This window comes from Streptomyces sp. MAI_2237, from assembly GCF_054189285.1.
Map to the genome: position 1 here is coordinate 1589170 of NZ_JAJPGQ010000003.1, position 25853 is coordinate 1615022.

The 25853-nt window shown below is 72.9% G+C and carries 21 protein-coding genes and 1 riboswitch; of the genes, 10 read left to right on the plus strand and 11 right to left on the minus strand.

Annotation, left to right across the window (positions count from 1 at the left end):
* Nucleotides 1-3: 3 nt before the first annotated feature.
* Nucleotides 4-492, minus strand: a complete 489-nt coding sequence (locus LN251_RS17755; protein WP_458245256.1) for a pyridoxamine 5'-phosphate oxidase family protein — start codon at nucleotides 490-492, stop codon at nucleotides 4-6.
* A 49-nt stretch (nucleotides 493-541) separates the two neighbouring features.
* Entirely contained in the window at nucleotides 542-1168 is a 627-nt protein-coding gene (locus LN251_RS17760; protein ID WP_458245257.1) for a hypothetical protein, read from the minus strand.
* Between the two features lie 168 nt (nucleotides 1169-1336).
* On the opposite strand from LN251_RS17760, the gene LN251_RS17765 reads away from it, so the two are divergent.
* Entirely contained in the window at nucleotides 1337-2146 is an 810-nt protein-coding gene (locus tag LN251_RS17765; protein ID WP_058923698.1) for a class II aldolase/adducin family protein, read from the plus strand.
* A gap of 6 nt (nucleotides 2147-2152) precedes the next feature.
* Here the strand turns inward: LN251_RS17765 and LN251_RS17770 are convergent, their stop codons facing one another.
* Nucleotides 2153-3037: a DUF4429 domain-containing protein gene (locus tag LN251_RS17770; protein WP_458245258.1), complete on the minus strand. Its 885-nt coding sequence runs from the start codon at nucleotides 3035-3037 to the stop codon at nucleotides 2153-2155.
* Between the two features lie 192 nt (nucleotides 3038-3229).
* Between LN251_RS17770 and LN251_RS17775 the strand changes: the two genes are divergently transcribed.
* Nucleotides 3230-4519 carry a hypothetical protein gene (locus LN251_RS17775; protein ID WP_458245259.1) on the plus strand — a complete coding sequence of 430 codons (1290 nt, stop codon included), beginning with the start codon at nucleotides 3230-3232 and terminating at the stop codon, nucleotides 4517-4519.
* 150 nt (nucleotides 4520-4669) lie between these two features.
* Nucleotides 4670-5197 carry a DoxX family protein gene (locus LN251_RS17780; protein ID WP_458245260.1) on the plus strand — a complete coding sequence of 176 codons (528 nt, stop codon included), beginning with the start codon at nucleotides 4670-4672 and terminating at the stop codon, nucleotides 5195-5197.
* Between the two features lie 21 nt (nucleotides 5198-5218).
* Here the strand turns inward: LN251_RS17780 and LN251_RS17785 are convergent, their stop codons facing one another.
* Both LN251_RS17785 and LN251_RS17790 read right to left on the minus strand, forming a co-directional pair.
* Nucleotides 5219-5470, minus strand: coding sequence for a hypothetical protein (locus LN251_RS17785; protein ID WP_458245261.1), 252 nt, complete (start codon nucleotides 5468-5470; stop codon nucleotides 5219-5221).
* Nucleotides 5457-6872, minus strand: a complete 1416-nt coding sequence (locus tag LN251_RS17790; RefSeq protein WP_458245262.1) for a PspC domain-containing protein — start codon at nucleotides 6870-6872, stop codon at nucleotides 5457-5459. The genes LN251_RS17785 and LN251_RS17790 overlap by 14 nt, the downstream gene beginning before the upstream one ends.
* A 178-nt stretch (nucleotides 6873-7050) precedes the next feature.
* On the opposite strand from LN251_RS17790, the gene LN251_RS17795 reads away from it, so the two are divergent.
* Together LN251_RS17795 and LN251_RS17800 are read left to right on the plus strand one after the other, a co-directional pair.
* Nucleotides 7051-8343: an ATP-binding protein gene (locus tag LN251_RS17795; protein WP_458245263.1), complete on the plus strand. Its 1293-nt coding sequence runs from the start codon at nucleotides 7051-7053 to the stop codon at nucleotides 8341-8343.
* The gene (locus LN251_RS17800) at nucleotides 8340-9059 is read left to right on the plus strand and encodes a LuxR C-terminal-related transcriptional regulator (protein ID WP_058923691.1); all 720 of its coding nucleotides are present in this window, start codon (nucleotides 8340-8342) and stop codon (nucleotides 9057-9059) included. Before LN251_RS17795 ends, LN251_RS17800 begins: the two co-directional genes overlap by 4 nt.
* A gap of 3 nt (nucleotides 9060-9062) precedes the next feature.
* Here the strand turns inward: LN251_RS17800 and LN251_RS17805 are convergent, their stop codons facing one another.
* Nucleotides 9063-10136 carry an NlpC/P60 family protein gene (locus tag LN251_RS17805; RefSeq protein ID WP_458245264.1) on the minus strand — a complete coding sequence of 358 codons (1074 nt, stop codon included), beginning with the start codon at nucleotides 10134-10136 and terminating at the stop codon, nucleotides 9063-9065.
* A 410-nt stretch (nucleotides 10137-10546) separates the two neighbouring features.
* Between LN251_RS17805 and LN251_RS17810 the strand changes: the two genes are divergently transcribed.
* On the plus strand, nucleotides 10547-10900 hold the full coding sequence (locus tag LN251_RS17810) for a hypothetical protein (RefSeq protein WP_458245265.1): 354 nt from the start codon (nucleotides 10547-10549) through the stop codon (nucleotides 10898-10900).
* 60 nt (nucleotides 10901-10960) lie between these two features.
* On the opposite strand, the gene LN251_RS17815 is transcribed toward LN251_RS17810, so the two are convergent.
* Entirely contained in the window at nucleotides 10961-12127 is a 1167-nt protein-coding gene (locus LN251_RS17815) for an NlpC/P60 family protein (RefSeq protein ID WP_458245266.1), read from the minus strand.
* An 8-nt stretch (nucleotides 12128-12135) separates the two neighbouring features.
* Nucleotides 12136-12307: riboswitch (cyclic di-AMP (ydaO/yuaA leader) on the minus strand.
* A gap of 242 nt (nucleotides 12308-12549) precedes the next feature.
* Here LN251_RS17815 and pcrA point away from each other — a divergent pair.
* A complete protein-coding gene (gene pcrA / locus LN251_RS17820; RefSeq protein ID WP_458245267.1) occupies nucleotides 12550-15033 on the plus strand; it encodes a DNA helicase PcrA in 2484 nt (827 codons plus the stop codon).
* Between the two features lie 58 nt (nucleotides 15034-15091).
* Here pcrA and LN251_RS17825 read toward each other — a convergent pair whose 3' ends face one another.
* On the minus strand, nucleotides 15092-16597 hold the full coding sequence (locus tag LN251_RS17825) for a M23 family metallopeptidase (protein WP_458246739.1): 1506 nt from the start codon (nucleotides 16595-16597) through the stop codon (nucleotides 15092-15094).
* 225 nt (nucleotides 16598-16822) lie between these two features.
* Nucleotides 16823-17686: a lipase family alpha/beta hydrolase gene (locus LN251_RS17830; protein ID WP_458245268.1), complete on the minus strand. Its 864-nt coding sequence runs from the start codon at nucleotides 17684-17686 to the stop codon at nucleotides 16823-16825.
* A gap of 377 nt (nucleotides 17687-18063) precedes the next feature.
* Here LN251_RS17830 and LN251_RS17835 point away from each other — a divergent pair, with 377 nt between their 5' ends.
* Nucleotides 18064-18480, plus strand: coding sequence for a cobalamin B12-binding domain-containing protein (locus LN251_RS17835; protein ID WP_351562592.1), 417 nt, complete (start codon nucleotides 18064-18066; stop codon nucleotides 18478-18480).
* Nucleotides 18481-18551: 71 nt separating this feature from the next.
* On the opposite strand, the gene LN251_RS17840 is transcribed toward LN251_RS17835, so the two are convergent.
* Together LN251_RS17840 and LN251_RS17845 are read right to left on the minus strand one after the other, a co-directional pair.
* Nucleotides 18552-20171: a DUF5691 domain-containing protein gene (locus LN251_RS17840; protein WP_458245269.1), complete on the minus strand. Its 1620-nt coding sequence runs from the start codon at nucleotides 20169-20171 to the stop codon at nucleotides 18552-18554.
* A gap of 300 nt (nucleotides 20172-20471) precedes the next feature.
* Entirely contained in the window at nucleotides 20472-21824 is a 1353-nt protein-coding gene (locus LN251_RS17845) for an SWIM zinc finger family protein (protein WP_458245270.1), read from the minus strand.
* A gap of 133 nt (nucleotides 21825-21957) precedes the next feature.
* On the opposite strand from LN251_RS17845, the gene LN251_RS17850 reads away from it, so the two are divergent.
* Complete coding sequence (locus tag LN251_RS17850; protein ID WP_458245271.1) at nucleotides 21958-23097, plus strand: ATP-binding protein; 1140 nt, start codon at nucleotides 21958-21960, stop codon at nucleotides 23095-23097.
* A 102-nt stretch (nucleotides 23098-23199) separates the two neighbouring features.
* Nucleotides 23200-25722 (plus strand): DUF5682 family protein, encoded by a 2523-nt coding sequence (locus LN251_RS17855; protein WP_458245272.1) that lies wholly within the window; start codon nucleotides 23200-23202, stop codon nucleotides 25720-25722.
* Nucleotides 25723-25853: the final 131 nt, after the last annotated feature.

Genomic DNA, 25853 nt, shown 5'->3' on the forward strand with positions numbered 1-25853 from the left:
GGCTCAGGTGCGCCTGATCGTGCGCACCGGCTCGCCGGGCTTCCAGACCTGGACGACGAGGTACTTCTCGTCCTCGACGGAGGTCCGCACGACCTCCGTCAGCTCGGCACGGAAGAGGTGGAACGGCTCCGGCGGTTCCACCTCTTCGCCGTAGGCGGCCTTGGTCGCGGCGTCCTCGACCTCGAGAGCCCGGCCGGCGATCCGGACGTCGCCGCCTCCCATGGACTGGCCTTCCCCGGGGTTCGCCTGGAGCGCGAACCGTGGGTCGCGGCGCAGGTCCAGCGCCTTGAGGGAGTGGGGCATCATCCCCAGCCACAGCTCCCCGTTCAGGAAGCGGACCTCCAGGCCCGTGGTCCGCGGGGAGCCGTCCTTGCGCAGGGTCGCCAGGACATGGTGCGTGAAGGCGCCGAACCGTGCCTCGACGGTCCTCGCGAGCTCGGGTGCGGCGGCGGCGAAGTCCGCCCAGCCCGCTGTCGTACGACTCGTTGTCATACGACGAGTGTGGCGCCGATACCCGACACCTTCTGTCGGGTATGCGAGGTCACGCCGGATAGGGGACCGGACGGACGAAGCGCTCACGTCCCGCCTCGTCCCGCACCGGCGTGCAGCCCGCCGCCGTCAGCTGCGCGGCCAGCTTCGCCCGGCGGGCCGTGTTCATGCGCAGGGAGCCGAACATGAACGCCGGCATCAGGACCGCGAGCGGCAGCAGCACGGCGTAGAACCCGGTCAGCACCGCCAGCAGCAGGAACAGCACCCCGGCGCCCACCCCGATGGTGCGCAGCTGCACGGGGTTGCCGGCCTCGGTCATGGCGTCGTAGCGGATGACCTTCGTGAGCAGGTCGACCTCCGGCTGCGCCTCGGGCACCGGCGTGAGCGAGTTCAGGTGCATGCCGGGCACCGCGCCACCCGCGCCGACCTGCGGGAACGCGGCTGCGTTGGCCGCTGCGCGCTGCTGTGCCCAGGCCTCGCCGGAGCGGACCAGGTGCACGTGCAGCACCTTGTGGCGGCCGACGAGTCGGACGCCGACGTAGCGGAAGCCGAAGCACTCGGCGACGTAGACGAGCGCGGCGAAGCTCTTCAGGTCGGAGAAGGGGTGGACCAGCTCGACGTGATCCCGGTTCGCCAGCTGCCGCATCAGGCTGGTGAGGTGACGTTCGGCTTGGCTCATGAAGGGCTCCGGTGGCTGAAAAACGACGCTGAATCTGTGGTTCCGCATCTCAGACCCACGAGCACCCGGAACGGTTGCGCGCGTCATCTTTACAGAACATCTCTGTTCTCCTGAGCTGACCGACGGTAACTTCCGCCCCGTAACGCAACCCAGTGCTGGAGGAAGAACATGCACGGGACCCCCGGGGCCGGACCCACCCCGCCCCCGCCGCTCCCGACCGACCGGCTGCGGTTCGCGATGCCGCCCATGCATGACTCGGTCGACGACGAACGCCGGCACCGCAAGGAACGCCTGGCCGGCGCGCTGCGGATCTTCGGGCGGCTCGGCTTCGAGGACGGTGTCTCCGGGCACATAACGGCCCGCGACCCCGAGTTCTCGGACTGCTTCTGGGTCAACCCCTTCGGCATGTCCTTCAAGCACGTCACCGTGAGCGACCTGGTGCTCGCCAACTCCGACGGCCAGGTCGTCGAGGGCCGCTACCACGTCAACCAGGCCGCCTTCACCGTGCACGCCCAGGTCCACGCCGCCCGCCCGGACGTCGTCGCCGTCGCCCACTGCCACTCGGTGGGCGGCCGCGCCCTGTCCGCGCTCGGCGACCTCCTGGACCCCATCACCCAGGAGAGCTGCGCGTTCTACGAGGACCACGCCCTCTACGACGCCTACACCGGCGTCGCCGTCGACGCCGAGGAGGGCCGCCGCGTCGCCGCCGCGCTCGGCTCCCGCAAGGCGCTGGTGCTGCGCAACCACGGACTGCTGACGGTCGGCGACTCGGTGGACGCGGCCGCCTGGTGGTTCGTGTCCATGGAACGCTCCGCGCAGGTCCAGCTCACCGCCAAGGCGGCCGGCCGGCCCCTGCTCATCGACCACAAACTGGCGTCGGCCACCCGCGAACAGCTCGGCGGCGACCTGGTGGCGTGGATCAACTACCAGCCCATGTGGCAGGACATCAGCCGCAGCGAACCCGACCTGCTGAGCTGAGGGCCGCTAGAACCCCCGCAGCACCGCCGCCTTCGTCATCGCGAACTCCTCGTCCGTGAGCACCCCCTCCCGGTGGAGTTCGCCCAACTCCCGCAGCCTGCGCAGGAGTACGTCGTGGTGGTCGGCGGACGGCGGCAGGGCGCCGGCGAGCCGCGGCCGGTCGGCCCGGTCGACGGCATCCCGGGTGGAGGGGTGCGGCAGGCGGGCGGTGACCGCGGTGGCGACGAGCGCGGTCAGCAGGTCGCGGCGCGAGCTGCCCCACAGGTCCAGGGCGTACGGGTCCTTCTCCGGCGGCAGTTTGGAGAACACCGTCTCCCGCGTCACGAACCGCAGGAACCCGTCCTCGTAACCGGAGTTGGGCAGCCACTCGACCTGCACCAGGTCGCCGACGGCGATGATCCGCGGCCCCGTCGCCCGCTTGACCCGGTCCGAGGTGTCGGCCCAGTCGATGCGCACCTGGGTGCCGTCGAACGAGACCGTCCCGTCGGAGGAGCGGACCGAGACCGGGACCGGTGGACCCGGCAGCAGATACGTCCCGGTCGGCTCCTTGGGGATCTGGTCCAGCAGCAGCGCCCGGCGGATCTCCTCGGCGACGTACTCCGCGACCCCGGCCCGGTCGGCGTCCACCACCAGCCGGTAGGGGTCGGCCGGGTCCGGCAGCCGTCCGCCCGTCGCCTGCAGCAGCGGATCGGCGCCCTCACGCAGCCGCATCCGCAGCCGCCCCCGCTTGCGTTCCGGCTCGAAGACCACGCCCGCGATCGCCTCGAGGGGCACGGAGACCTCGCCGTACGTCTGCCGGAACAGCGGCACGGAGCGGTGCAGGCCCGGCGTGATCCGCACCGTGGTGCCGTCGAAGGCCCAGGTCCCGTCCCGCTGGATGATCTCGGCCATAGGGAAATTCTCGCAGCCGGGTCAACACGACGGCCTCCGCTTCACCCGTGCTGACCGGACCTGGCGGACACGGACCCACCGCGGTAGGGCACAATTCGCTGTCATCACAGGGGAGTTGCGGGGCGGCGGACGACTGCTGGGCAGGCGCGCCGGTCGACAGGCGATGGGTCGTGCGGAATGCGGGCGTCGGGCGTGGCGGTGCAGGAGGCGAGAGGGGGCGCGCAGACGGCCGCGCCCGGTGGGGCGCACGCGGGCGGCTGCGCCTGCGGGGACTGCCCGCACGGGGCGCGCGAGGGGCACCGGCGGGCGGTCGCCGAGTTCCTGCTCCTGCGCGACGGGTTCGCCGCCGGACAGGGCGTGCCCGCCGCCGTGGCCCACTCCGCCCAGGCCTCCCGCCAATGGGTCTCGGAGGAACTCACCCAGTCCGCGGAACTCGTCGCCGAACGGGGCCGCGCCGACGGCGAGGCGTGGCTGGCCCGCCTGTGGCGGTACACCACCGTCACCGTATGGGCGCTGGTGACGGCGCTGCTCCTGGTGCAGGCGCTGACGGCGATCGGCGCGGGCTGGACCTCCGCACGCACCGCCGGACTCCTGGCGGCCCTGCTCGTGGCGGCCGCGCTCACGGCCGCGTCATGGTTCCACCGGGCCCGCGGCGGCGCCCTGGCCCCGGTCATCGGCGAGGACAACCGCCTGTCCACCTCGCGCACCGTGGCGGCGGCCTGGGTGCTCTTCGTCGCCTACGCCGTGCTCGTGCTGGCGGCCCGCCTCGCCGCCGCCTCGGGCCATGCCGAGCGCGACGCCCTCCTCTCCGGCCTCGCGCTCGCCCGCGGCGCGGGCGTGGTGACCGTCCTCGCCGTGGTGTGCGCCATCGCGGTCCTGGTCCGGCGCGTGGTCGGGCTGCGGGTCCTCGGTCAGCGGCTGCAGAAGGTACGGGCGGACCGGCCGCGGGCGGCCGACCTGCTGACCGACGACGCCGGACGCGGCACCTTCGCCGACATCCAGTACGTCGCGATCAGCGCCGTCGCCCTGCTGTTCTCGGCGGTCCGGCTGGCCCGCCGCCCCGACCAGCTGCCCGGCCTGCCGTGGGGCCTGGCCGTCGTGGTGCTGGTGTCGGCCGCGACCTACGTGGCCGGCAAGTACGCGGAGGGCGGCCGCCCGGTGATCCTCTCCGTGGTGCGCGCCAGGGAGGCCGGCGACCTCGACGGCCCGATCCGCACCGGCGACGACATCGAGATCCGCGGCGCGGGCTTCGTCCCGCCGGGCGCGCAGGGCGCCGACCGGCTGTCCCGGATGGTCGTGCGCATCGGCGCGGTGAACGTGCACGTCCCCCTCGTCCCGGTCACCGGCGGCTTCAGCAACCCCACCGACGCCGTGCTCACGGTGCCGGTCCCGGCCGATGTCGAACCCGGCCGGGTCGAGGTGCAGGTGGTCACGGCGGCCGGGGTGGAGACGAACCGGTATGCGATCGATGTGACGGACTGAAAGCAATGAGGCGAGCGACACCGAAGTGACCGCTTCGGCCGACTCGTCGGGGCCTGGACGGAAAACTCCTCGAACAGTTTGAGCGGCCTCGGTCCTGCGTACGTATCGTCTGTCAAGGGGTCCCGGCCCGACGGGCGAGAGGCGACAGCGATGACTCACGGCATGCGCACGGACACGTACACCCCCCACCTCGACGACGAACGCGGCGTGCGGGACAACCTCGCCCGCTACGCACTCCTCCCTCTGCGCGTCTTCCTCGGCGTCACCTTCATCTACGCCGGGCTCGACAAGCTCACGAACAGCGCCTTCATGAAGTCCTCCGGTGCCGGTTCCATCGGCGAGACGATGCGTTCAGTCCGCGACTCCTCTGCCATCCCGGCCATGGTGGACCTGGCCCTGAAGAACCCCGTCGGCTTCGGCTACGCCATCGCCCTCGGTGAGCTGGCCGTCGGCATCGGCACCCTGATCGGCCTGCTGGCCCGCCTAGCGGCGCTCGGCGGCGCGCTGATCTCCTTCAGCCTGTGGATGACCGTGAGCTGGGCCAACGACCCGTACTACTACGGCAACGACCTCGCCTACCTGATGGCCTGGCTCCCGCTCGTCCTCGCGGGCGCCCCCATGTTCTCCCTGGACGCAGCCCTCCGCACCCGGCGACGGAGGCGGACCGCGGGCTACTAGGGCGCGGCGGCGCGATCCGCGCTACTGCGGCGGCTCCGCCCCCGGGCCCACCGGCGCCCTCTCCCCGCCGGCCGGGACCGCCCGCCGCCGGCGTACGCCCCGACCGATCAGCCCCACCACGCCGGCGAGGAACAGCCCGCCCACGACGAGCGGGATCACCGCGAACCACGGCGTCTCCCACGCCCCGCCCGCGTCCCCGGCGTAGACGACGCCCGCGAGGGCGAGGAAGCAGCCGGCGACCAGCCTGCCGGGCTGGAACTCATGACGCAGCACGGCTCACCTCCGCCTGCCCGAGGCCGACCTGGAGGTCGAGGTCGAGGGTGCCGGCGTTCCCGCCGCCCTCGGCCGGTGTCAGGGTCACGTCCTTGTGCTTGCCCGGCTGCACGTCCACGTCCTGCTTTCTGTCTCCCGGCAACTGGATGTCGCCCACGCCCACGTCGATCGTCAGCCTCACGGTGACGTCCTCCGGCACGATCACCCGCAGCCGGCCCGCCCCGACCTCGGCCCGCGTGGTCACCGTCTGCCCCTTCGCCGGCCGCAGCCGGCTCAGGTCCAGAGTGCCGACACCGCTGCCGAGCTCGTAACCCTCGCGCACGTCCGCCACGGCGGCCGGCTGCCAGGTGGTGCGCGTCCAGTGCGTGCCGATGTCCTTGGGCAGGGCGGCCGACGAGGCGAGCAGCGCCGCCGTGACGACGGCCAGGAAGACCGATCCCGCTCCCGTGCGCCCCAGGAAGGCGCTGACCGCTATGCCGAGGCCGAAGACGACGAGCGCCCAGGCGAGTCCGGTCTGCAGGCTGGTGCCGAGCGCGTGGTCGTGCCAGGTGGCGGCGGTGCCAAGGCCGCCCGCGAGGAGAGCGAGCAGGAAGATCCAGCCGCCGATCCAGCGGGGGCCGCGCGGCCTCGGCGTGGGGACGCGCTGCGTGCGGAGGTCCCCGCGGTCGGTCCAGGAGGGGCCGAGGCCGATGTCGGCGATGTCCCGGTCGCGTGAATCCGTCGGACCCCACAGGTAGCCGGTGCCGCCGACATGGGTGCCGTCCTTGACGATGGGGTCGCGCCACCAGGAGGGGTAGGAGGCGGGGACGGGCGGCGCCTGGGCCTCCGGCGGGGCGTCGGCGACGGCCTGCGCGGCCAGCGGGTCCGGGTCGGGGGCGCCGCGCCCGCGCGACCAGTAGCCGGCACCCGCCAGCAACAGGGAGAGGACGACGGCGAAGGCCAGCACCCCGCCGTTCCTCAGCATCGTCAGGAACACCCCGCAGCCGACCAGCGCGAACAGCACCGCGGTCAGCGCCTGCCCGTCGACGCGGCCGGTGAGCAGCTTGCGGACCTCGTTCTCCTCGTCGTCCTCGAACGGGACGAGGAGCCAGACGAAGCCGTAGAAGATCAGGCCGATGCCGCCGGTCGCGGAGAGCACGACGAGGGTGATCCGGAAGATCACCGGGTCCATGTCGCACTGCCGCCCGAGCCCGGAGCACACTCCGGCGAGCATCTTGTACCGCCGGTCGCGCCGGAACGGGGCCCCCGCGTCCGCCACGGCGCCGGGGTCCGCGCCGGGTTCCGGGCCGGTGGCGGTCGGGGCGTGCGCGGCGGGCGCGGCATCCTGCGGCCCGGCGCCCGGGGAGGGGCGCGGGCCGGAGCCGGGTCCCGGACCCGTCGCGGCGCGCTCGTGATCTGTCATGGCTCCATGGTGACGGGCGGGCCGCCCCGGCGGGAGTCGGGACGACCCTGGACCGACCCTGATATCGCCCCTGAGCCGGCTGCGGAAAGCGCTCGAAGGGCCGCGCCGCCGAAGATCAGGGGAGTCTCGGGGGCCGACCCTGATGTCCCCGTCGCGCCGTCGTGTGAGGATCGGTGGCATGCCGGAAGCCGCTGCAGCGCCCCTCGTCGAACCGCGGCCGCCGCGCAAGCTCTACCGCAGCAGCGACGGACGCTGGCTGGGTGGTGTGGCGCGGGGGCTCGCCGGGCATCTCGGACTGCCCGTCATCTGGGTCCGGCTGGTCTTCGTGGGCCTGTTCATGGCGGACGGCCTCGGCGCGCTGCTGTACGCCGCGTTCTGGTTCTTCGTACCGCTCGGCGTCGGCGGAGTCGGCGGGCAGAAGCCCCCGGCGCTCGTCAGCACCGAGACCTCGCCCGACGGCCGCCGGCGGCTCGTGGCCCGCAAACCGGACCGGGGCCAGATCGTCGCGCTGCTCCTCATGGTCGTGCTGGCCCTGGTCTTCGTGGGCAACGTCAAGCTGAGCGGGGGCGTCAAGGCGTATCTGTGGCCCGCCGTCCTCGTCGGCGCGGGCGTCGCCCTGGTGTGGCGCCAGGCGGACAACGCCCGGCGGGCCCGCTGGGTCGAGGTCGGCCGCCGCCGCCGCACGCTCACCCTGCTGCGCGCCGCGGGCGGCGTCCTTCTCGTCACCGCCGGTGTCTCCGGCATCTTCGTCCTCCAGGGCTCCGCCGCCCACCTCGGCTCCGTCCTGCAGGCCGCCCTGGCGGTGCTGGTCGGGATCACGCTCCTGGCCGGGCCCTACCTCGTGCGCATGACGCAGGACCTGTCCGAGGAACGCCTGATGCGCATCCGCGCCCAGGAGCGCGCCGAGGTCGCCGCCCATGTCCACGACTCCGTGCTGCACACCCTGACCCTGATCCAGCGCAACGCGGAGAACGCCGGCGAAGTGCGCCGTCTGGCCCGCGCCCAGGAACGCGACCTGCGCACCTGGCTGTACAAACCGGAGGGCACCGGCAAGGACGAGGCCGACGAGCCCGCCGATCTCGCCGACGCGGTCCGGCGCAACGCCGCCGAGGTCGAGGACAAGCACGGCGTGCCCATCGAGGTCGTCGTCGTCGGCGACTGCCCGCTCGACGAGAGGATCGCGGCGCAGATGCAGGCCGCGCGCGAGGCGATGGTCAACGCCGCCAAGTACGGTGGCGAGGGAGGCGCGGTGCAGGTCTACGCCGAAGTGGAGGGCAAGACGGTGTTCGTGTCGGTGCGGGACCGCGGTCCCGGCTTCGACCTCGACTCGATACCCGCCGACCGCATGGGCGTCAGAGAATCGATCATCGGCCGCATGGAGCGCAACGGCGGCACGGCGCGGCTGCGCGCGGTGCCCGACGGCGGCACGGAGGTCGAGCTGGAGATGGAGAGGGCGGAGAAGACGTCATGAGCGATCCGACCGAGGCGAACGAGCCCGTGGAACCGACCGGCGGGAGCGCCGGCGAGCGGCACGTGCGCGTGGTCCTCGTCGACGACCACCGCATGTTCCGTACCGGCGTCCAGGCCGAGATCGGCCGGACCGACGAGACCGGCGTGGAGGTCGTCGGCGAGGCCGCGGACGTCGACCAGGCGGTCACGGTCATCACCGCGACCCGCCCCGAGGTCGTCCTCCTCGACGTCCACCTCCCGGGCGGCGGCGGCGTCGAAGTGCTGCGCCGCTGCGCCCCGTTGATGGCCGACGCCGAGCGGCCGGTGCGCTTCCTCGCGCTGTCCGTGTCGGACGCGGCGGAGGACGTGATCGGCGTGATCCGCGGCGGCGCCCGCGGCTACGTCACCAAGACGATCACCGGCACCGACCTCGTCAACTCCGTCTTCCGGGTCCAGGAGGGGGACGCCGTGTTCTCCCCGCGGCTGGCCGGCTTCGTCCTGGACGCCTTCGCCTCCACCGACGCCCCGCCGGTCGACGAGGACCTGGACCGTCTCACCCAGCGCGAGCGCGAGGTGCTGCGGCTGATCGCCCGCGGGTACGCCTACAAGGAGATCGCCAAGCAGCTGTTCATCTCGGTGAAGACGGTCGAGTCCCATGTCTCGGCGGTGCTCAGGAAGTTGCAGCTGTCGAACCGGCACGAGCTGACCCGGTGGGCGACGGCCCGGCGGCTGGTCTGAGGCTCACACCACCCGTGTCGCGCCCGCGAAAGGCATCTCGTCGATCGGCGCGATCCGCACCGGAGCCGAGGGGTTCGGGGCGTGGATCATCTGCCCGTTGCCGATGTAGATGCCGACGTGGCTGATGCCCGAGTAGAAGAACACCAGGTCGCCCGGGAGCAGTTCGGAACGCGAGACGCGCCGGCCGGCGTCGATCTGCGCGTACGTCGTGCGGGGCAGCGAGACGCCCGCGGAGCGGTACGCGGACTGGATGAGGCCCGAGCAGTCGAAGGCGTCGGGGCCGGTGGCCCCCCACACGTACGGGCTGCCGAGCTTGGAGTAGGCGTACTGGACGGCCGCCGCGGCACGGGAGTCGGGTGCCTGGGCCGTGGCCGAGCCGGGCGCCTGGAGGCCGACGCGTCCGTCCGTTCCCGACCGGGAGGCGCGGCTCGTACCGCCGCCGTCCAGGCCGAGCCGGGCGCGCTCCTCGGAGGACAGGCCGGACAGCAGCCGACGTGCCGCGTCGAGCTTCCCGGTGATCGTCTTCTTCTGCCGCGCCAGTTCGGCCTGCCGTGCCTTCAGCGAGGTCAGTTCGACGCGGGCGGTCCCGCGCAACTGCTCGATGTCCCGCAGCTGTTGGCGTACGCCCGCGACGGCCGCCGCCTGCCGGGTGCCGACCCGGTCGACGAACTCGGCGTCGTCCAGGTACCGGTTCGGATCGCTGGAGAGGACGAGCTGCAGCGCCGGGTCAAGGCCGCCGCCCCGGTACTGCGCCGCGGCGATCGAACCCAGCGCGTCCCGCGCCGAGTTGAGCTTTTCCGTCTTGCGCGCCGCCTCGTCCCGCAGGGTCGACAGACGGTGTTCGGCGGCCCGCGCCTTCTCCTTGGCGCCGTCGTACTTCTGGGTGGCGGTCTCCGCCTCCAGGTAGAGCCGGTCCACCTTCGCCTTGACCTGCGCCGGAGTCAGCTGGGGTGCGGCCTGTCCGGTCCCCTCGAAGGCCGTCGCGGTCGCGGCGCCCGCCAGGGCGATGGTGAAGGCCGTACGGGCGGTGCTGCCGCCCAGTGCTGATCTCCGACCGGGCTTGCGATGCGCTGCCACCTGGACTGCACGTCCTTTCGTACGACCACCCCCTGCGGGGCGGCTTACGCGTCCGGCGGCGGGCCGCACAGGGGAAGCGGGCCGCCGCCGGACCTTCTCGGCGGTGGTGGCCGACTGCCGCCCCTGGCCCGGGCGGCGGTGGGGAGCCGGTCACCTGGGGAAGGACGCTAAACCCGGCTGTGTCGGTCCGGTAACGCATTGTGCGGAAGTGCCGTGAGTGAGGCGACGGGTGACCGCATCCGACCGCGATCCTGGCCCTGCGCCGTCGGGTTCACACGGTGCGCTGACCGATGTGACGGTTTTCGGGTGGCTCCGGCCGCCGCGGTGCTATGGCGCATATATGCGAGATCGACCGGCGGGGGAGGGCCGGTGTCGAAGGCCCCGGACACCGCTGTCTAAGCTCCGGCCTCATGGACGTACTCATCCATCTCTTCGTCGGCCTGCACATCGTCGGCATCGCCGCACTCCTCGGCGGCTTCCTCACCCAGATGAAGGCGATGGGGCAGGGCACGGCCCGCTTCGTCCCCGGCATGCTGCACGGGGCGCTGACCATGCTGGTCACCGGCGCGATCCTGGTCGGCCTCAACCAGGCCGACGACCATCACGTCAACAACATCAAGATCGGCATCAAGCTGGCCCTGCTGATCGTGATCCTCGGCCTGGTCTATGTGAAGCGGGACGAGGAGACGGTCGACAAGAGCATGTTCGGCCTGGTGGGCGCGCTCACCACGACGAACATCTTCATCGCGGTCCTGTGGACCTGACGCGGGCGCACGGCGGCTGCCGTGCGCCCGCGCCCAGGCCCCGCGTCGGAGCGGCCCGGCTCAGGCCGGCCGCACCACGCTGTGGATGATGGACTCGCCGCCGTAGTAGATCGACTCCTCGCGGACGTACGCGCCCGGCTTCGGGGCGTGGATCATCATGCCGTTGCCGATGTAGATGCCGACGTGGCTGATGTCGTCGTAGAAGAAGATCAGGTCGCCGGGCTGGGCGTCGGTGAGGGAGACGGTGGTGCCGGTGTTCACCTGGTCGTAGGTGGTGCGCGGGAGCGTGACGCCGGCGGCCTTCCAGGCGGCCTGGGTGAGGCCGGAGCAGTCGTAGGAGCCGGGGCCGGTGGCGCCCCAGACGTACGGCTTGCCGATCTGCGCGCGGGCGAAGGCGATCGCCTTCGCCGCCTTGGTGGCGTACGTGGAGTCCGAGGTGCTGGTGCCGGTACCCGTGCCGGTGCCGGAGGTGGACGTGGAGCCGCTGTCCTGGGTGGCGGCCGCCGCCTCGGCCTGCGCGGCCGCCTGCTGCTTGGCCAGCTCGGCGGCCTTGCGGGCGGCCTCCTCCTGCTTCTGCTTCTCGATCTCGGCGAGCCGTGCCTTCTCCTCGGCCGTCAGCTTCGACAGCAGCTCGCGCGCGGAGCTGAGCTTGCGCTGCACCGTGGACTTGGCGGTCTGCAGGTCGCTCTGCGTCCGGGTGAGCGACTCCAGGCTCCGCGAGGCCTCCTCGCGCTTCTTCATCGTCGCCGACTGCTCGGCGAAGTAGTCGTCGACCGCGCTCTTCTGACGTGAGGTCAGCCGGCCCATCAGCTGCGCCTGGTCGAAGTAGTCCTGCGGGGAGTCGGCGAGCAGGAAGGTCGCCGTGTCGGGTGCGGCGGCACCGGTGCGGTACTGGGCGGCGGCGAAGGAACCGAGCTGTTCGCGCTCCTGGTTGAGCTTCTGGGCGCGCTGGGCGACGTCGTCGAGGAGGGTGTCGACCTGCTTGCGCTGCTTGGTCGTCTTCTCCTTGGCCGCGTTGTACTTCTCGGTGGCCGACTCGGCCTGGCGGTAGAGGTCGTCGACCTTCTTCTCGACCTCCTCGAGGCTGGGCTTGCCGTCGGCGGAGGGTGCTGCGGTGGCCGTCTGGGACAGCAGTGCCACGGAGGTGAGGGCGGCCGTGGCGAGAGCGGGGGTGCGTATGCCTGCTACGCGCGTTCCCGCGGGGCGCGACTTGCGGTGCGACGCCAAGGGAGGCGACTCCTTCCATATTCCGCCTACCGAGTTAGCTGTCGGGTTCGGGCGGGTGGTTCGGAAGGGTTGCCCTACGGTCCGCTCCCCGCAGGGGGGTCGGGCCGATTCACCCCAAGGTCGGTTGGGTCCCCGGCTCCGGACGGCGCGGCGGCGCCCCGGACTCGGCGGAGGCCACGCGGCCCGGCGACGTTCGCCGGTGGGGGTCGTATGGCCTGCGCGGAACGGTAGCCAACTCGTGTGGCCCCTGTGAAGGACGATGTTCGATATGCCCGATACATTTTCGTGACCTTCGGTCAACCTTCCGCCGCTGCTCACGGACGGTGACAAAAGTGTGCGCAGGGTGCGCGGCGCGATCGGATCCGGCGATGTTCTCAGGGCGGCGGCGGGCTGTCAGTGGGGCCCCCTAGACTCGGAGAGCGATGAGCAGCCTCTTTGACGACAGCTTCCTGGCGGACCTCCAGGCCCCCCGCGGCCACGAGGAGCCCCCGCCGCCGCCCGAGGACGATCACACGCCGGAGCCGGTTCCGGACGATCTGTTCGGCGGGAACTTCGACGCGCCGCCGGACCGGGACTCCCACTACCGCGACGGCGCCCCGCGCCCGGCGATCGACCCGGCCGCGCTCCTCGACGGGCTGAACGAGAACCAGCGTGCGGCCGTCGTGCACGCCGGCACGCCCCTGCTCATCGTGGCCGGCGCCGGCTCCGGCAAGACCCGTGTGCTCACCCACCGCATCGCCCACCTCCTCGGCTCGCGGAACGTGCACCCCGGCCAGATCCTCGCGATCACCTTCACCAACAAGGCCGCCGGCGAGATGAAGGAGCGCGTCGAGCAGCTCGTCGGGCCGCGCGCGAACGCGATGTGGGTGATGACCTTCCACAGCGCGTGTGTGCGCATCCTGCGCCGCGAGAGCAAGAAGCTCGGCTTCACGTCCTCGTTCTCGATCTACGACGCCGCCGACTCCAAGCGCCTGATGGCCCTGGTCTGCCGGGACCTGGAGCTCGACCCCAAGCGCTATCCGCCCAAGTCCTTCAGCGCCAAGATCAGCAACCTGAAGAACGAGCTGATCGACGAGGAGGACTTCGCCGCCCAGGCCACCGACGGCTTCGAGAAGACCCTCGCCCAGGCCTACGCCATGTACCAGTCGCGGCTGCGCGAGGCCAACGCCCTCGACTTCGACGACCTGATCATGACGACGGTCAACCTGCTGCGCGCCTTCCCGGACGTCGCCGAGCACTACCGCCGCCGCTTCCGGCACGTCCTGGTCGATGAGTACCAGGACACCAACCACGCCCAGTACGCGCTGGTGCGCGAGCTCGTGGGCACCGGCGCGCACGACGAGGACGTCCCGCCGAACGAACACGACCTCCCGCCCGCCGAACTGTGCGTCGTCGGTGACGCCGACCAGTCGATCTACGCCTTCCGCGGCGCGACGATCCGCAACATCCTCCAGTTCGAGGAGGACTACCCGGACGCGACGACGATCCTGCTGGAGCAGAACTACCGCTCCACCCAGACGATCCTGTCCGCAGCCAACGCGGTCATCGAGCGCAACGAGTCCCGCCGCCCGAAGAACCTGTGGACCAACGCCGGCGCGGGCGCGCGCATCACCGGCTACGTCGCCGACACCGAGCACGACGAGGCGCAGTTCGTCGCCGACGAGATAGACCGCCTCACCGACGCGGGCGACGCGAAGGCCGGCGACGTCGCCGTCTTCTACCGCACCAACGCCCAGTCCCGTGTCTTCGAAGAGGTCTTCATCCGCGTCGGCCTGCCCTACAAGGTCGTCGGCGGCGTCCGCTTCTACGAGCGCAAGGAGGTCCGGGACGTCCTGGCCTACCTCCGGGTCCTCGCCAACCCCGAGGACTCGGTGCCGCTGCGCCGCATCCTCAACGTCCCCAAGCGGGGCATCGGCGAGCGCGCCGAGGCGATGATCGACGCCCTCTCCCAGCGCGAGAAGATCAGCTTCCCGCAGGCCCTGCGCCGCGTCGACGAGGCGTACGGCATGGCCGCCCGGTCCACCAACGCCGTGAAGAAGTTCAACACGCTGATGGAGGACCTCCGTACGATCGTCGACTCCGGCGCGGGCCCCGCGACCGTCCTGGAGGCGGTGCTCGAACGGACCGGCTATCTCGCCGAGTTGCAGGCCTCGACCGATCCGCAGGACGAGACCCGGATCGAGAACCTCCAGGAACTCGCGGCCGTGGCACTGGAGTTCGAGCAGGAGACCGCGGAGGGCGAGACCACCGCGGGACTGGCCGACTTCCTGGAGCGGGTGGCCCTGGTCGCCGACTCCGACCAGATCCCGGACGAGGACGAGGACGGCTCCGGCGTCATCACGCTGATGACCCTGCACACCGCCAAGGGCCTGGAGTTCCCGGTGGTCTTCCTCACCGGCATGGAGGACGGCGTCTTCCCGCACATGCGCGCCCTCGGCCAGACCAAGGAGCTGGAGGAGGAGCGGCGGCTCGCCTACGTCGGCATCACGCGCGCGCGGGAACGGCTGTACCTGACCCGCTCCTCCCTGCGCAGCGCCTGGGGCCAGCCGTCGTACAACCCGCCCTCCCGCTTCCTGGAGGAGATCCCGGCCCACCACGTCGACTGGAAGCGCACGGGCGCCACGTCCCCCGTCTCCTCCGGGCCCGCGTCCGGGGTGGCCGCCTCCCTGTCGTCCTCCCGCTCGCGCTCCTCGGCGTCGGGCGCGTCCGGCTTCGCCACGCGGCGGACGTCCGAGAAGCCGGTGGTCTCCCTGGCCGTCGGCGACCGCGTCACGCACGACCAGTTCGGGCTCGGCACCGTCGTCGCGGTCAAGGGCACCGGCGGGAACGCGGAGGCGACGATCGACTTCGGCGACACCAAGCCCAAGCGGCTGCTGCTGCGGTACGCGCCGGTCGAGAAGCTCTGACACGAAACGGCCCCCGCTGCTCCTCGGGAGCGGGGGCTCGTACGGCGGTCGGGGACGCCTACGTCGGGTCGAGGCCGTGGCTGCGCAGCCACGGCAGCGGGTCTATGGCCGCACCGCCCGCGGGGTGCACCTCGAAGTGCAGGTGCGGGCCGGTGGAGTTGCCCGAGTTGCCGGAGTACGCGATCGGCTGCCCGGCCTTCACCGTCGTACCGGAGGGGACGCGGTAGGAGGAGAGGTGGCAGTACCACGTCTCCGTGCCGTCCTTCGCGGTCAGGATCAGCATGTTGCCGTAGGCGCTGTTCCACTGCGTGCGGACGGTGCCGTCGGTCGCGGCCATCACCGTCGTGCCGTAGGAGACGGGGAAGTCGATGCCGGTGTGCACGGACATCCAGTTGATGCCGGCCTGCCCGAAGTAGGCGCTGAGCCCCCGCTGGGCGACCGGCAGGGCGTACTTGGGGCGCAGCCGCTCCTTGCGGGCCGCCTCCGCCGCCGCCTTCTTCTTCTCGGCCTCCTGCTGGGCCTTGAGGTCGATGCGCTCCTGCGTCCGGCTCGCCCGGTCCGCGAAGTCGTCGGCGCCCGCGGACAGGCTCTCGAGCTGGGAGTCCAGTTTGTTGTTGGCGGCGGCCGGTTTCACCGCCTGCGCGGCCGAGGCGGTCGTCGAGCCGTCGTCGGAGGAGAAGGTGCCGACGGAGGCCGCCGCGATGCCCGCGACCCCCATCACGCAGGCCGAGGGGACGGCGATGGTCAGCAGCGCCGAGCGCTTGGGGGGCGTACGGCGGCGGGAGCGGGAGGCGTTGCGGGCGGCGGCGCGCGACGCCGGGGCGGGCGTCGACTCTTCCTGGTCGTCCAGGAGGGGCGTCACGGCGGGCAGCTCGCCCGTGGCGGTCAACAACTCGCCGTCCGAGTGCGGCTGTTCCTCGTAGCCGTCGTGCGGGTGTTCCTCGTAGCCGTCCTGCTGGTGCTCTTCGTAGCCGTCCTGCGGGTGGTCCTCGTACCCGCCGTGCTCGACCTGCTCGAAGACCGCCGTGGCCTGCCGGTCGAACGGTTCGCCTGCCGCGGGTGCCTCGCCGTCGGAGTTCCACTGCGTGGCGTCGTAGGCGCCCGTGTCGAAGGCCTGGGTGCCCCACCCCCAGTGCTGGGTCTGGTCGTTGGCGGCGGCGGCCTGGTCCGGTTGGAGCCAGGCGCTCGCGTCCCAGTGGCCGGAGGTGTCGTTCCCGGTGTTCTGCGGCGGGATGGCGGAGAGTTGCTGGTACTCGCCGGTCCAGGCGGTCGTCTCGTAGGCGCCGGTGCCATAGGGGGCGTGCTGGGCCGGGTACGCGTCGTGGTGCGGGGCCTGGTGGTCGCCGGTGGGCCAGTGACCCGTGTCGTACGAGCCGGTGGTGTCGCCGGGGAGGTTGCCGAAGAGGGGGTCCGCGGCGAACGTCGTCGTCGCGTGCGCGCCGGTGGGAAAACCGCTCGCGTCGTAACCGCTGTACGTGGTGAAGTCGCCGTACTGGGCTTCCTGGGTGCCGTACGACGCGTAGGGCGCGGAGGCGGCGTCGGAAGCCGGAGCCGGGGTGGTCATGGTCCCCGACGGGTGACGGTCGTTCACCAACTTCTCTTTCGCCTCGACAACAGGGGCTGCCAGAGCAGTGCGGCGACTGTACCCGGCGGTATGCGGGCGCGACAATCTTCAACTGGTTTCGGGCGCGCGGGAAACGGGCATTCGGCCGTCTTTCGGGGGAGTGCGGGCGCGGCTTTGGCCTTGTGTTCGATATGCGTTCGATGTCGGTGAGTCGTCAGCGGGCTCTCAGGCCACTGTCAGGCCCCCAGAGCGGGCGGCTGCTTCGGCTCCCGTCCGGTCGGCGTCGAGGGCCTGGCGTATCCCGGTGGCCACGGCGGGGTGCACCGGCAGGGCGAGATGCCCGATCCCGCTCACCTGCACGTTCTGCGCCATCAGGTCGGGGTGGTCGATGCAGGCCGTCTCCAGCGGGTCCATCAGGTGGTCCAGATCGCTCCAGAAACTGATGAAATGCGTACGGCAGCCCGGCGCGGGCCGCTTCAGTTCCTCGATCAGCTCCGAGCCGGGGCGCATCTGCCGCACGATCGGGTGCGCGTTCGCCAGCGGCACCACGCTGGTGCCGGAGTGCGGCGTGCCCAGCGTGACCAGCGTGCGGACCCGGAGGTCGCCGCCGAGCCGCTGCACGTAGTACCGGGCGATCAACCCGCCGAGGCTGTGCCCGACCACGTCGACCTGGCTGCTGCCGGTGCGCTCGCATATCTCCTCTATGTGCCGGCCGAGCAGCTCGGCCGCGCTACGGATGTCGCAGGTCAGCGGCGAGTAGTTGAGCGACTCGACCTGTTGCCTGCCGTGCTGGGCGAGGCTGCGGCGCAGCAGCACGAAGACCGAGCGGTTGTCGATGAAGCCGTGCAGGAGCACGACCGGAGGCCTGGCCTCGGTCGGCAGTTGCGCGGCGCCGTCGGGCGAGGGGAGCGGTACCGGTACGCGGCGCTCCTGGGTGATGCCCGAGGGATAGAGGAGGAGGTGACCCGCGAGGATCGCGAGTTCCAGGGCGGTCGCCTTCAGCAGGGCCACGGAGAGTCCCGCCAGTCTGACGGGGAGCAGCCGCTGGCAGAACGGAAAAAAGGGCTGCACTGCCCTGGTGACCTTCATGGCCGACCTCCTGTCGACACGCAGGAGGACGGCTCCGACCCCCGTGTGCCCTCGTGGGATGTCGCGGCGACGGTGTCGGCGATGCCTTCCGGGCAGCACCGACGCACCGCACCTCCGCGGCGCGCGGCCCGCGGCACGGTGGTGCGGCGACCTCGTCGCGGCTCCCGTTGCGCCTGCTCCCGCTGCGGCCCTTGTGCCGCAAAGACTCGGAACGGTGCGCTGCGAACGTGTCCCACCGTGTGATTTCCCCCTCGGTCCGCACCGTGAAACGGCCGGTTGCGGGATGCTGGCGATAACGTTCGTTCACTTCCCCGCCCGATGTGGGTACGGCAGTACTCGTCGGTAGGGATGAATGCAGTCGCTTCATGGAGGCAGTGATGGGTGTGGCAGCCGGTCCGATCCGCGTGGTGGTGGCCAAGCCGGGGCTCGACGGCCACGATCGAGGGGCCAAGGTGATCGCGCGGGCACTGCGCGACGCCGGTATGGAGGTCATCTACACCGGGCTCCACCAGACGCCCGAGCAGATCGTCGACACCGCGATCCAGGAGGACGCCGACGCGATCGGGCTGTCCATCCTCTCGGGCGCCCACAACACGCTCTTCGCGGCGGTGATCGACCTGCTCAAGGAGCGGGAGGCGGAGGACATCCTCGTCTTCGGCGGCGGGATCATCCCCGAGGCGGACATCGCCCCGCTGAAGGAGAAGGGCGTCGCGGAGATCTTCACCCCCGGGGCGACGACCCAGTCGATCGTGGACTGGGTGCGCGCCAACGTCAGGCAGCCGGCGGAGGCGTAGCCCCCCGTCCCGAACTGCGGGTGGCCGGGGGTGGCCGGCCCTGAGGGCGTGCCGCCCTGCGCCCCCGGCTCCTACGCCCCCAGCTCCTGCGCCATCGCCGCGCGCAGGCGCAGGGTCGTGCCCAGGCGCTGGAACGCCTCCGCCCAGTAGCCGCCCGCGCCCGGCGACGAGTCCTCCGTCTCGGCCGGGACCGCCAGCAGGCCGTCGAGGCGGCTCGCCTCGGCGGGGTCGAGGCAGCGCTCGGCCAGGCCCATCACTCCGCTGAAGCTCCATGGGTAACTCCCCGCGTCACGTGCGATGTTGAGGGCGTCGACCACCGCCCGCCCGAGCGGCGCGGACCAGGGCACCGCGCACACCCCGAGCAGCTGGAACGCCTCGGACAGTCCGTGCGCCGCTATGAACCCGGCCACCCACTCGGCCCGTTCGCCGGCGGCCAGTGTGCCGAGCAGCTTGGCGCGCTCGGCGAGGGACACCGCCCCCGGCCCGCCCGCCTCCGGGGCCGAGGGGACACCGAGCAGGGCCCGCGCCCACGCGGGATCCCGCTGCCGTACGGCGGCCCGGCACCACGTGGCGTGCAGTTCGCCCTGCCAGTCGTCCGTCACCGGCAGGGCCACGATCTCGGCGGGCGTCCGCCCGCCGAGCCGGCCGGACCAGACCGCGAGCGGCGCCGCCTCGACCAACTGCCCCAACCACCACGATCGTTCACCCCGCCCGGCCGGAGCCTTCGCCACGACTCCGTCCCGCTCCATGCCCGCGTCGCACTCGTGCGGCGCTTCGACGACGATCGCCGGGGCGACCCCGGTGTGATCGACGGCGACGCAGGCCCCGGCCCGTACCGCCATCCGGGCCGCGAGGGCCGAGTCGGGCAGCGCCGAGAGCAACTCGGCGGCCGTCGCCCTGACATTGCGGCTGCGATCGGCCAGCGCCTGCTCCAGGAAGGGCTCGTCCCGCGGGCCGAGGCCCGTGCGCAGCGAGTCGAGGAACATCAGGCGGTCCTCGGCCCGCTCCGTCGGCCAGGTCGTCGCCAGCAACTCCCGCGCGGCCGCGGGCTCCCGGGCGCGCAGCGCGGACAGCAGGGCGACGCGTTCCGCGAACAGGCCCTCCTGCCACAGCCGCCGGGTCCGCTCCTCGTCCTCCAGCCGCGGCAGCGCCGTGCCTCCGCCGGGCGCGGCACGCAGGGCGAACCGCCAGTCCGGGTTGAGTCGGGCGAGCCACATCGCGCGCGGCCCGGCGAACGCCAGCGCCGCCGGGCGCAGATCCGTACGCCCCCGGGCCGCGTCCAGCAGCGCGGGCAGCATCTCGGGCGGTGGGGCGAAGCCGCGGGCGTTCGCCGCCGCCAGCCACTGGGGCAGCAGCTCCATCAGGTCCGGAGCGGTGCCTCTGCGGCCGCCGCCCGTTCCGGGGCGGTCCGTGAGCAGCAGGGCCAGTCGGCGTGCCGCCGCCGCGGGGAGTGGGGGGCGCGGGTCCTCGGCGGCCGGCTCCGGCCGCGCGGCGGCGCGGGCGGGCCGCAGCCCGGCCCGCCGCCGCAGGGTCTGCACGGCCGCCGCGTCCAGCAGCGCCACCGGCGCCTCGCGCCCCGCCGCGCCCCCCGGCGGCGTCCGCCGCTCGGTGCCGAGCAGCGCCACCGTCACGAGCTCCTCCCAGGCGCCCGGCGAGGGAGTATCCACAGCTGTGGATGTCCTGATCGTCATGCGCTTCCTCTCCGTGAGGCGCCCGGGAGTCGTTGACGACTCACGGGAACCGGGTGTCCCGTCGGGCCGGACAAATGCGTAAAGTCGATAAGAAAGGGGTCACTGATCACTGTGGGCCGCAGGTGACGAGATGGCCTTCCGGGGGTTGTGGGGGCCGTGGGCCTGTGCGGGGCCCGGCCCCGGTGCTGGTGACGGGGCTGCGACGGGTGGGTCGACCTTGATGAGGCTTGATACGCGGAACGGGTGACCCGCGTGTCGTCCGCCTTCGTGTGGTGCGGCGCCCTCGGCCGGTCGGGTGGTTCAGCACAGCGATACCGCCTCGCCCGCCGTCTCGGGCCACGCCGTCAGCGGGGTGAAGCCGCGGTGGCCGCACTCGCCGAAGACCGTCACGGGGGCGCCGCCCGAGAGGGCGACCAGGCGCCACAGGCCCGGGCGGGACCTGGCGGCGGGGGTGAGCGGCAGAGCCGCGTCCCCGTCGGCGTCCGCCAGCTGCCAGGAGTCGCCGTCCGGCGTCGGGACGACCCGGTCCAGGGTCACCGGGACGGACTCCAGCCAGGGGTCGTCCCGCAGTGCCGTGCCGTAGCGGGCGGCGGCCTGCGACGTCGTCACTCCTCGCGGCCGTGCCCCCGCCGGCGCCGGCGGCGCGAACTGCTCGCCGAGCGCCGCCCGCAGCTGCCCGGTACCCGGATAGGCCGACACCTCCGCGTCCAGGACCAGCCCCACCGGCAGCGCGAGCTCCGGCGCCCGGCCCGCGGCGCCGTACGACAGCAGCAGGACCGTGCGCTCCGAGTCGGCGCCGTGGAGCCAGATCCGGCGGGTGGTCAGGCGGGCGTCCGCCGTGTCGTACTGCGCGAGGACCAGCCAGCGGTCACGCAGCGGCGGCCCGTCCGCGGAGCCCGGCAGGCCGACGCGGGACCGGACCGTCGCCGCCAGCCCCTCCGGCAGCTGCTCCCGCCCCAGCCAGCCCTGGTCCAGGAGGTGCAGCAGCGCGCACTCCTCCAGCAGGCGCACCGGCCAGCCCGGCCCGGACGCCGGGATCACCCCCAACTCCCGCACCCGCGCGGCCAGTCCGGGAGCCTGCGCGTCCACCATGCGGGCCGCGGTCTCCTCCCACAGCCCGTATCCCGCCTGCTCCGCGCTTGCCAGGCCGCCGCGCAGCAGGTCCGCCAGGCGCTGCTCCAGCTCGGTCGCCCCCGCGGTGACCCGCTCGGCCCGGCGGTCCGCCCGGCGCCGCGCCGCCTCCGGATCAGCGCCCCCCGACGCCGAACCGTCGGCCCCCGCCTCCCGCTTCTGCTCGGCGCGCTGCCTTCTGCCCTCTATCCACTGCAGCGCCCAGTCCGGCGCCCGCCCGGCGGGCACCGCCCCGTCCTCGGCCCACAGCAGCAACAGCCCGAGCGCGTGCTTGCACGGGAACTTGCGGCTCGGGCAACTGCACTTGTACGCCGGGCCCGCCGCGTCCGCGAGGTCGACGACCGTCTGATACGGCTTGCTGCCACTGCCCTTGCACAGCCCCCACACCGTCCCCTCGTCACAGCTGCCCGTCCCGGACCACGGCCCCGCCGCACCGAGTTTGCTCCCCGCTTTGCGTGACGCGGCGTCAGGCGCCAGCGCCAGCACCTGGTCCGCGCTCCAGCGCACCCCCTGCTGAGTCATGTCCTCGACGGTAGATCCCCCCACTGACAATCGGCCCGGCGAGAGCGTTTGCGCAGGTCGGAACGGATTGTCAGTGGCGTGGTGCACGGTTGGTGGCAGATCCGAACCGGCCGAGCTGGAGGGGGCCTCAGCCATGTCTGTGTCCGTGGAACCGACCGCCGTCGATGTAGCCGAAGCACGGGTGAAGGAGCCGGCAGAGGCGTTGCGGCCGCATGCCGAGGACGCCTTCGCCGCCGAACTCGCCGCGCTGGCCGCGCAGGACGACCGTCCGCGCCCGGCCCGCTGGAAGCTGTCGCCGTGGGCGGTGGCGACGTACCTCCTCGGCGGCACCCTGCCGGACGGAACGGTGATCACACCGAAGTACGTGGGCCCGCGCCGCATCGTCGAGGTGGCCGTCACCACGCTCGCCACCGACCGCGCCCTGCTCCTGCTGGGCGTGCCCGGCACGGCCAAGACCTGGGTGTCGGAACACCTCGCGGCCGCGGTCAGCGGCGACTCGACGCTGCTCGTGCAGGGCACGGCGGGCACGCCGGAGGAGGCGATCCGCTACGGCTGGAACTACGCGCAGCTGCTGGCGAACGGCCCGAGCCGGGACGCCCTGGTACCCAGCCCGGTCATGCGGGCCATGGCGGAGGGGATGACGGCGCGGGTGGAGGAGCTGACCCGCATCCCGGCCGACGTGCAGGACACCCTCATCACCATCCTGTCCGAGAAGACGCTGCCCATACCGGAGCTGGGGCAGGAGGTGCAGGCGGTCCGCGGCTTCAACCTGATCGCCACGGCCAACGACCGCGACCGCGGCGTCAACGACCTCTCCAGCGCCCTGCGCCGCCGCTTCAACACGGTGGTGCTGCCGCTGCCGGAGAGCGTCGAGGCCGAGGTCGACATCGTCTCGCGGCGCGTCGACCAGATCGGCCGCTCCCTCGACCTGCCGGCGGTGCCGGACGGCGTCGACGAGATCCGCCGCGTGGTGACGGTCTTCCGCGAACTGCGCGACGGCGTCACCTCCGACGGCCGGACCAAGGTCAAGTCCCCGAGTGGCACTCTGTCGACCGCCGAGGCGATCTCCGTCGTCACCAGCGGCCTGGCCCTGGCGGCCCACTTCGGCGACGGCGTTCTGCGGGCCGGCGACGTCGCCGCGGGCATCCTCGGCGCCGTCGTCCGCGACCCCGCGGCCGACCGCGTCATCTGGCGGGAGTACCTGGAGGCGGTCGTCCGCGAACGCGACGGCTGGACGGACTTCTACCGGGCCTGCCGAGAGGTGAGCGCGTGAGGGAGGGGGAGCGCGGGGGCGGCGGAAAGAGCCGAGGACGGGGCGCTGCGGGGAAGGTGCCCCGCGTAGGCGGGCGGCGGTCGCGAGGACGAGGGGGACGGTGTGGCGGGACTTGAGAGGGACGGGGGCGGGGCTGTCGGGGGCGGGCCGCTGCTGCTCGGCGTGCGGCATCACGGGCCCGGTTCGGCACGCGCCGTGCGGGCGGCGCTGGACGCGGCCCGGCCCGAGACCGTGCTGATCGAGGGACCGCCCGAGGCCGACGCGCTGATCGCGCTGGCCGGCGAGGAGGACATGCGGCCGCCGGTCGCCCTGCTCGCCCACGCCGTGGACGAGCCCGGCCGCTCGGCCTTCTGGCCGCTCGCCGAGTTCTCCCCGGAGTGGGTCGCGATCCGCTGGGCGCTGGAGCACGAGGTACCGGCCCGTTTCATCGACCTGCCGGCGACGCACACGCTGGCCTGGGGGCGGGACGAGACCGACCAAGCCGTGGGGGAGGAGGGCGACGGGTCCCCGGAGGCGGGGGGCCACGGCAGCGGGGCCCCGGAAGCCGACGGCAGCGGGCGGGAGGCGGGCGAGGGCGACGGTGAGGAGGCCGGTGACTCCCCGGGCGGCGCGAGCTCCTCGCACGAGGACATCCGTGTCGACCCCCTAGCGGTGCTCGCCGAAGCCGCCGGGTACGACGATCCCGAGCGGTGGTGGGAGGACGTCGTGGAGCACCGGGGGAGCGGCGAGGGGGACCCCTTCGCGCCGTTCAGGGTGCTCGAGGAGGCGATGGGGGCGCTGCGCGAGACGTACGGCGACGGAGGCCATGGCCGGGACCTCGTGCGCGAGGCGTACATGCGGCTCCAGATACGGGCGGCGCAACGGGAGTTCGGGGACAGGGTGGCCGTCGTGTGCGGTGCCTGGCACGTGCCCGCGCTGCGGCGGAGGACTGCCGTCACCGTCGACCGGGCGCTGCTGAAGGGCCTGCCCAAGGTGAAGGCGGACATGACGTGGGTGCCGTGGACGCACCGGCGGCTGTCCCGGGCCAGCGGCTACGGCGCGGGAATCCACTCGCCGGGCTGGTACGGGCATCTGTTCGGCGCGCCGGACCGGCCGGTGGAACGGTGGATGACCAAGGTCGCCGGACTGCTGCGCGAGGAGGACCGGATCGTCTCCTCCGCGCACGTCATCGAGGCGGTGCGGCTGGCCGAGACGCTCGCCGCGATGAGGGGCCGCCCGCTGCCGGGGCTCGGCGAGACGACCGACGCCGTGCGCGCGGTGATGTGCGAGGGCTCGGACGTGCCGCTGGCGCTGGTGCACGACCGACTGGTCGTCGGAGACGTGCTGGGCGAGGTGCCACGGTCGGCGCCCGCGGTGCCGTTGCAGCGGGACCTGGACCGCACCCAGCGCCGGTTGCGGCTCAAACCGGAGGCGCTGGAGCGGGAGTTGGAGCTGGACCTGCGCAAGGAGACCGACGCCGGCCGCAGCACGCTGCTGCACCGCCTGCGGTTGCTGGGCGTCGCCTGGGGCGAGCCGGTGGCCTCCCGGGGGAGCACGGGGACGTTCCGGGAGACCTGGCGGCTGCGCTGGGAGCCCGAACTGGCGGTGCGGGTGGCGGAGGCGGGGGTGTGGGGTACGACGGTGCTCGCCGCCGCGACGGCCAGGGCGGAGGCGGACGCGGTCGCCGCCCAGGGCCTCGCCGAGGTCACCGCTCTCGCCGAGCGTTGCCTGCTGGCCGAACTGCCGGAGGCGCTGCCCGTGGTGATGCGGGTCCTCGCCGACCGGGCCGCGCTCGACGCGGACGTCGGCCACCTTGCCCAGGCCCTGCCGGCACTGGTCCGCTCCCTGCGCTACGGCGACGTGCGCGGCACCGACACCAGGGCGCTGGCCGAGGTCGCGGCCGGGCTCGCCGAGCGGGTCTTCGTCGGCCTGCCCCCGGCGTGCGCGGCCCTGGACGCGGACGCGGCCGAGGAGATGCGGTGCCATGTGGACGCGGTGCAGGGGGCGGTGGCCCTTCTCGCCGACGCGCCCGCGTCCCCGGCCGACGGTCCCGGGACGCACCGTGACCTTCGTGCTCGGTGGCAGTCGGTCCTGCACGTGCTGTCCGAGCGCGACACCGTGCCCGGCGTGATCCGCGGGCGGGCGGTCCGACTGCTGCTGGACGACGGCGAGTTGGCCCAGGACGAGGCGGCCAGGCTCATGGGGCTCGTGCTGTCGCCGGGAACACCTCCGGGCGACGCCGCGGCCTGGATCGAGGGCTTCGTCGGCGGCGGTTCGGGCGGCGGGATGCTCCTGCTGCACGACGAGCGGCTGCTCGAGTTGGTCGACGCCTGGCTGACCGGGGTGCCGACGGAGGCGTTCACGGACGTCCTGCCGCTGCTGCGGCGGACGTTCTCGGCCTACGAGCCCGGAGTGCGGCGCACGCTCGGCGAACTCGTGCGGCGGGGGCCGGGGCAGCGGGCGAGCGCCGCGGCGGCCGGTGCCGGGCTGCCCGGCTTCGCGGCCGAGCTCGAGAGCGACCGCGCCGACGCCGTGGTCCCGGTGGTGCGGCTGCTGCTGGGGCTCGGTGGGCCGGAGGACGGTCCGCAACGTGCGGAAGAGGCGGAACAGAACGTCGAGAACGATCTGGCGGGGGTGACGGGATGACGAACGACCGACCGGGGAAGACCCGAGAGGGCGCCGCAGGGACGGCCGCCGCGGGGACCGGGGACGGCGGCGGGACGCAGCACCGTCCCACGGGCGCCATCGCCGTCGTCCCGCTGTGGGAAAGGGACCGT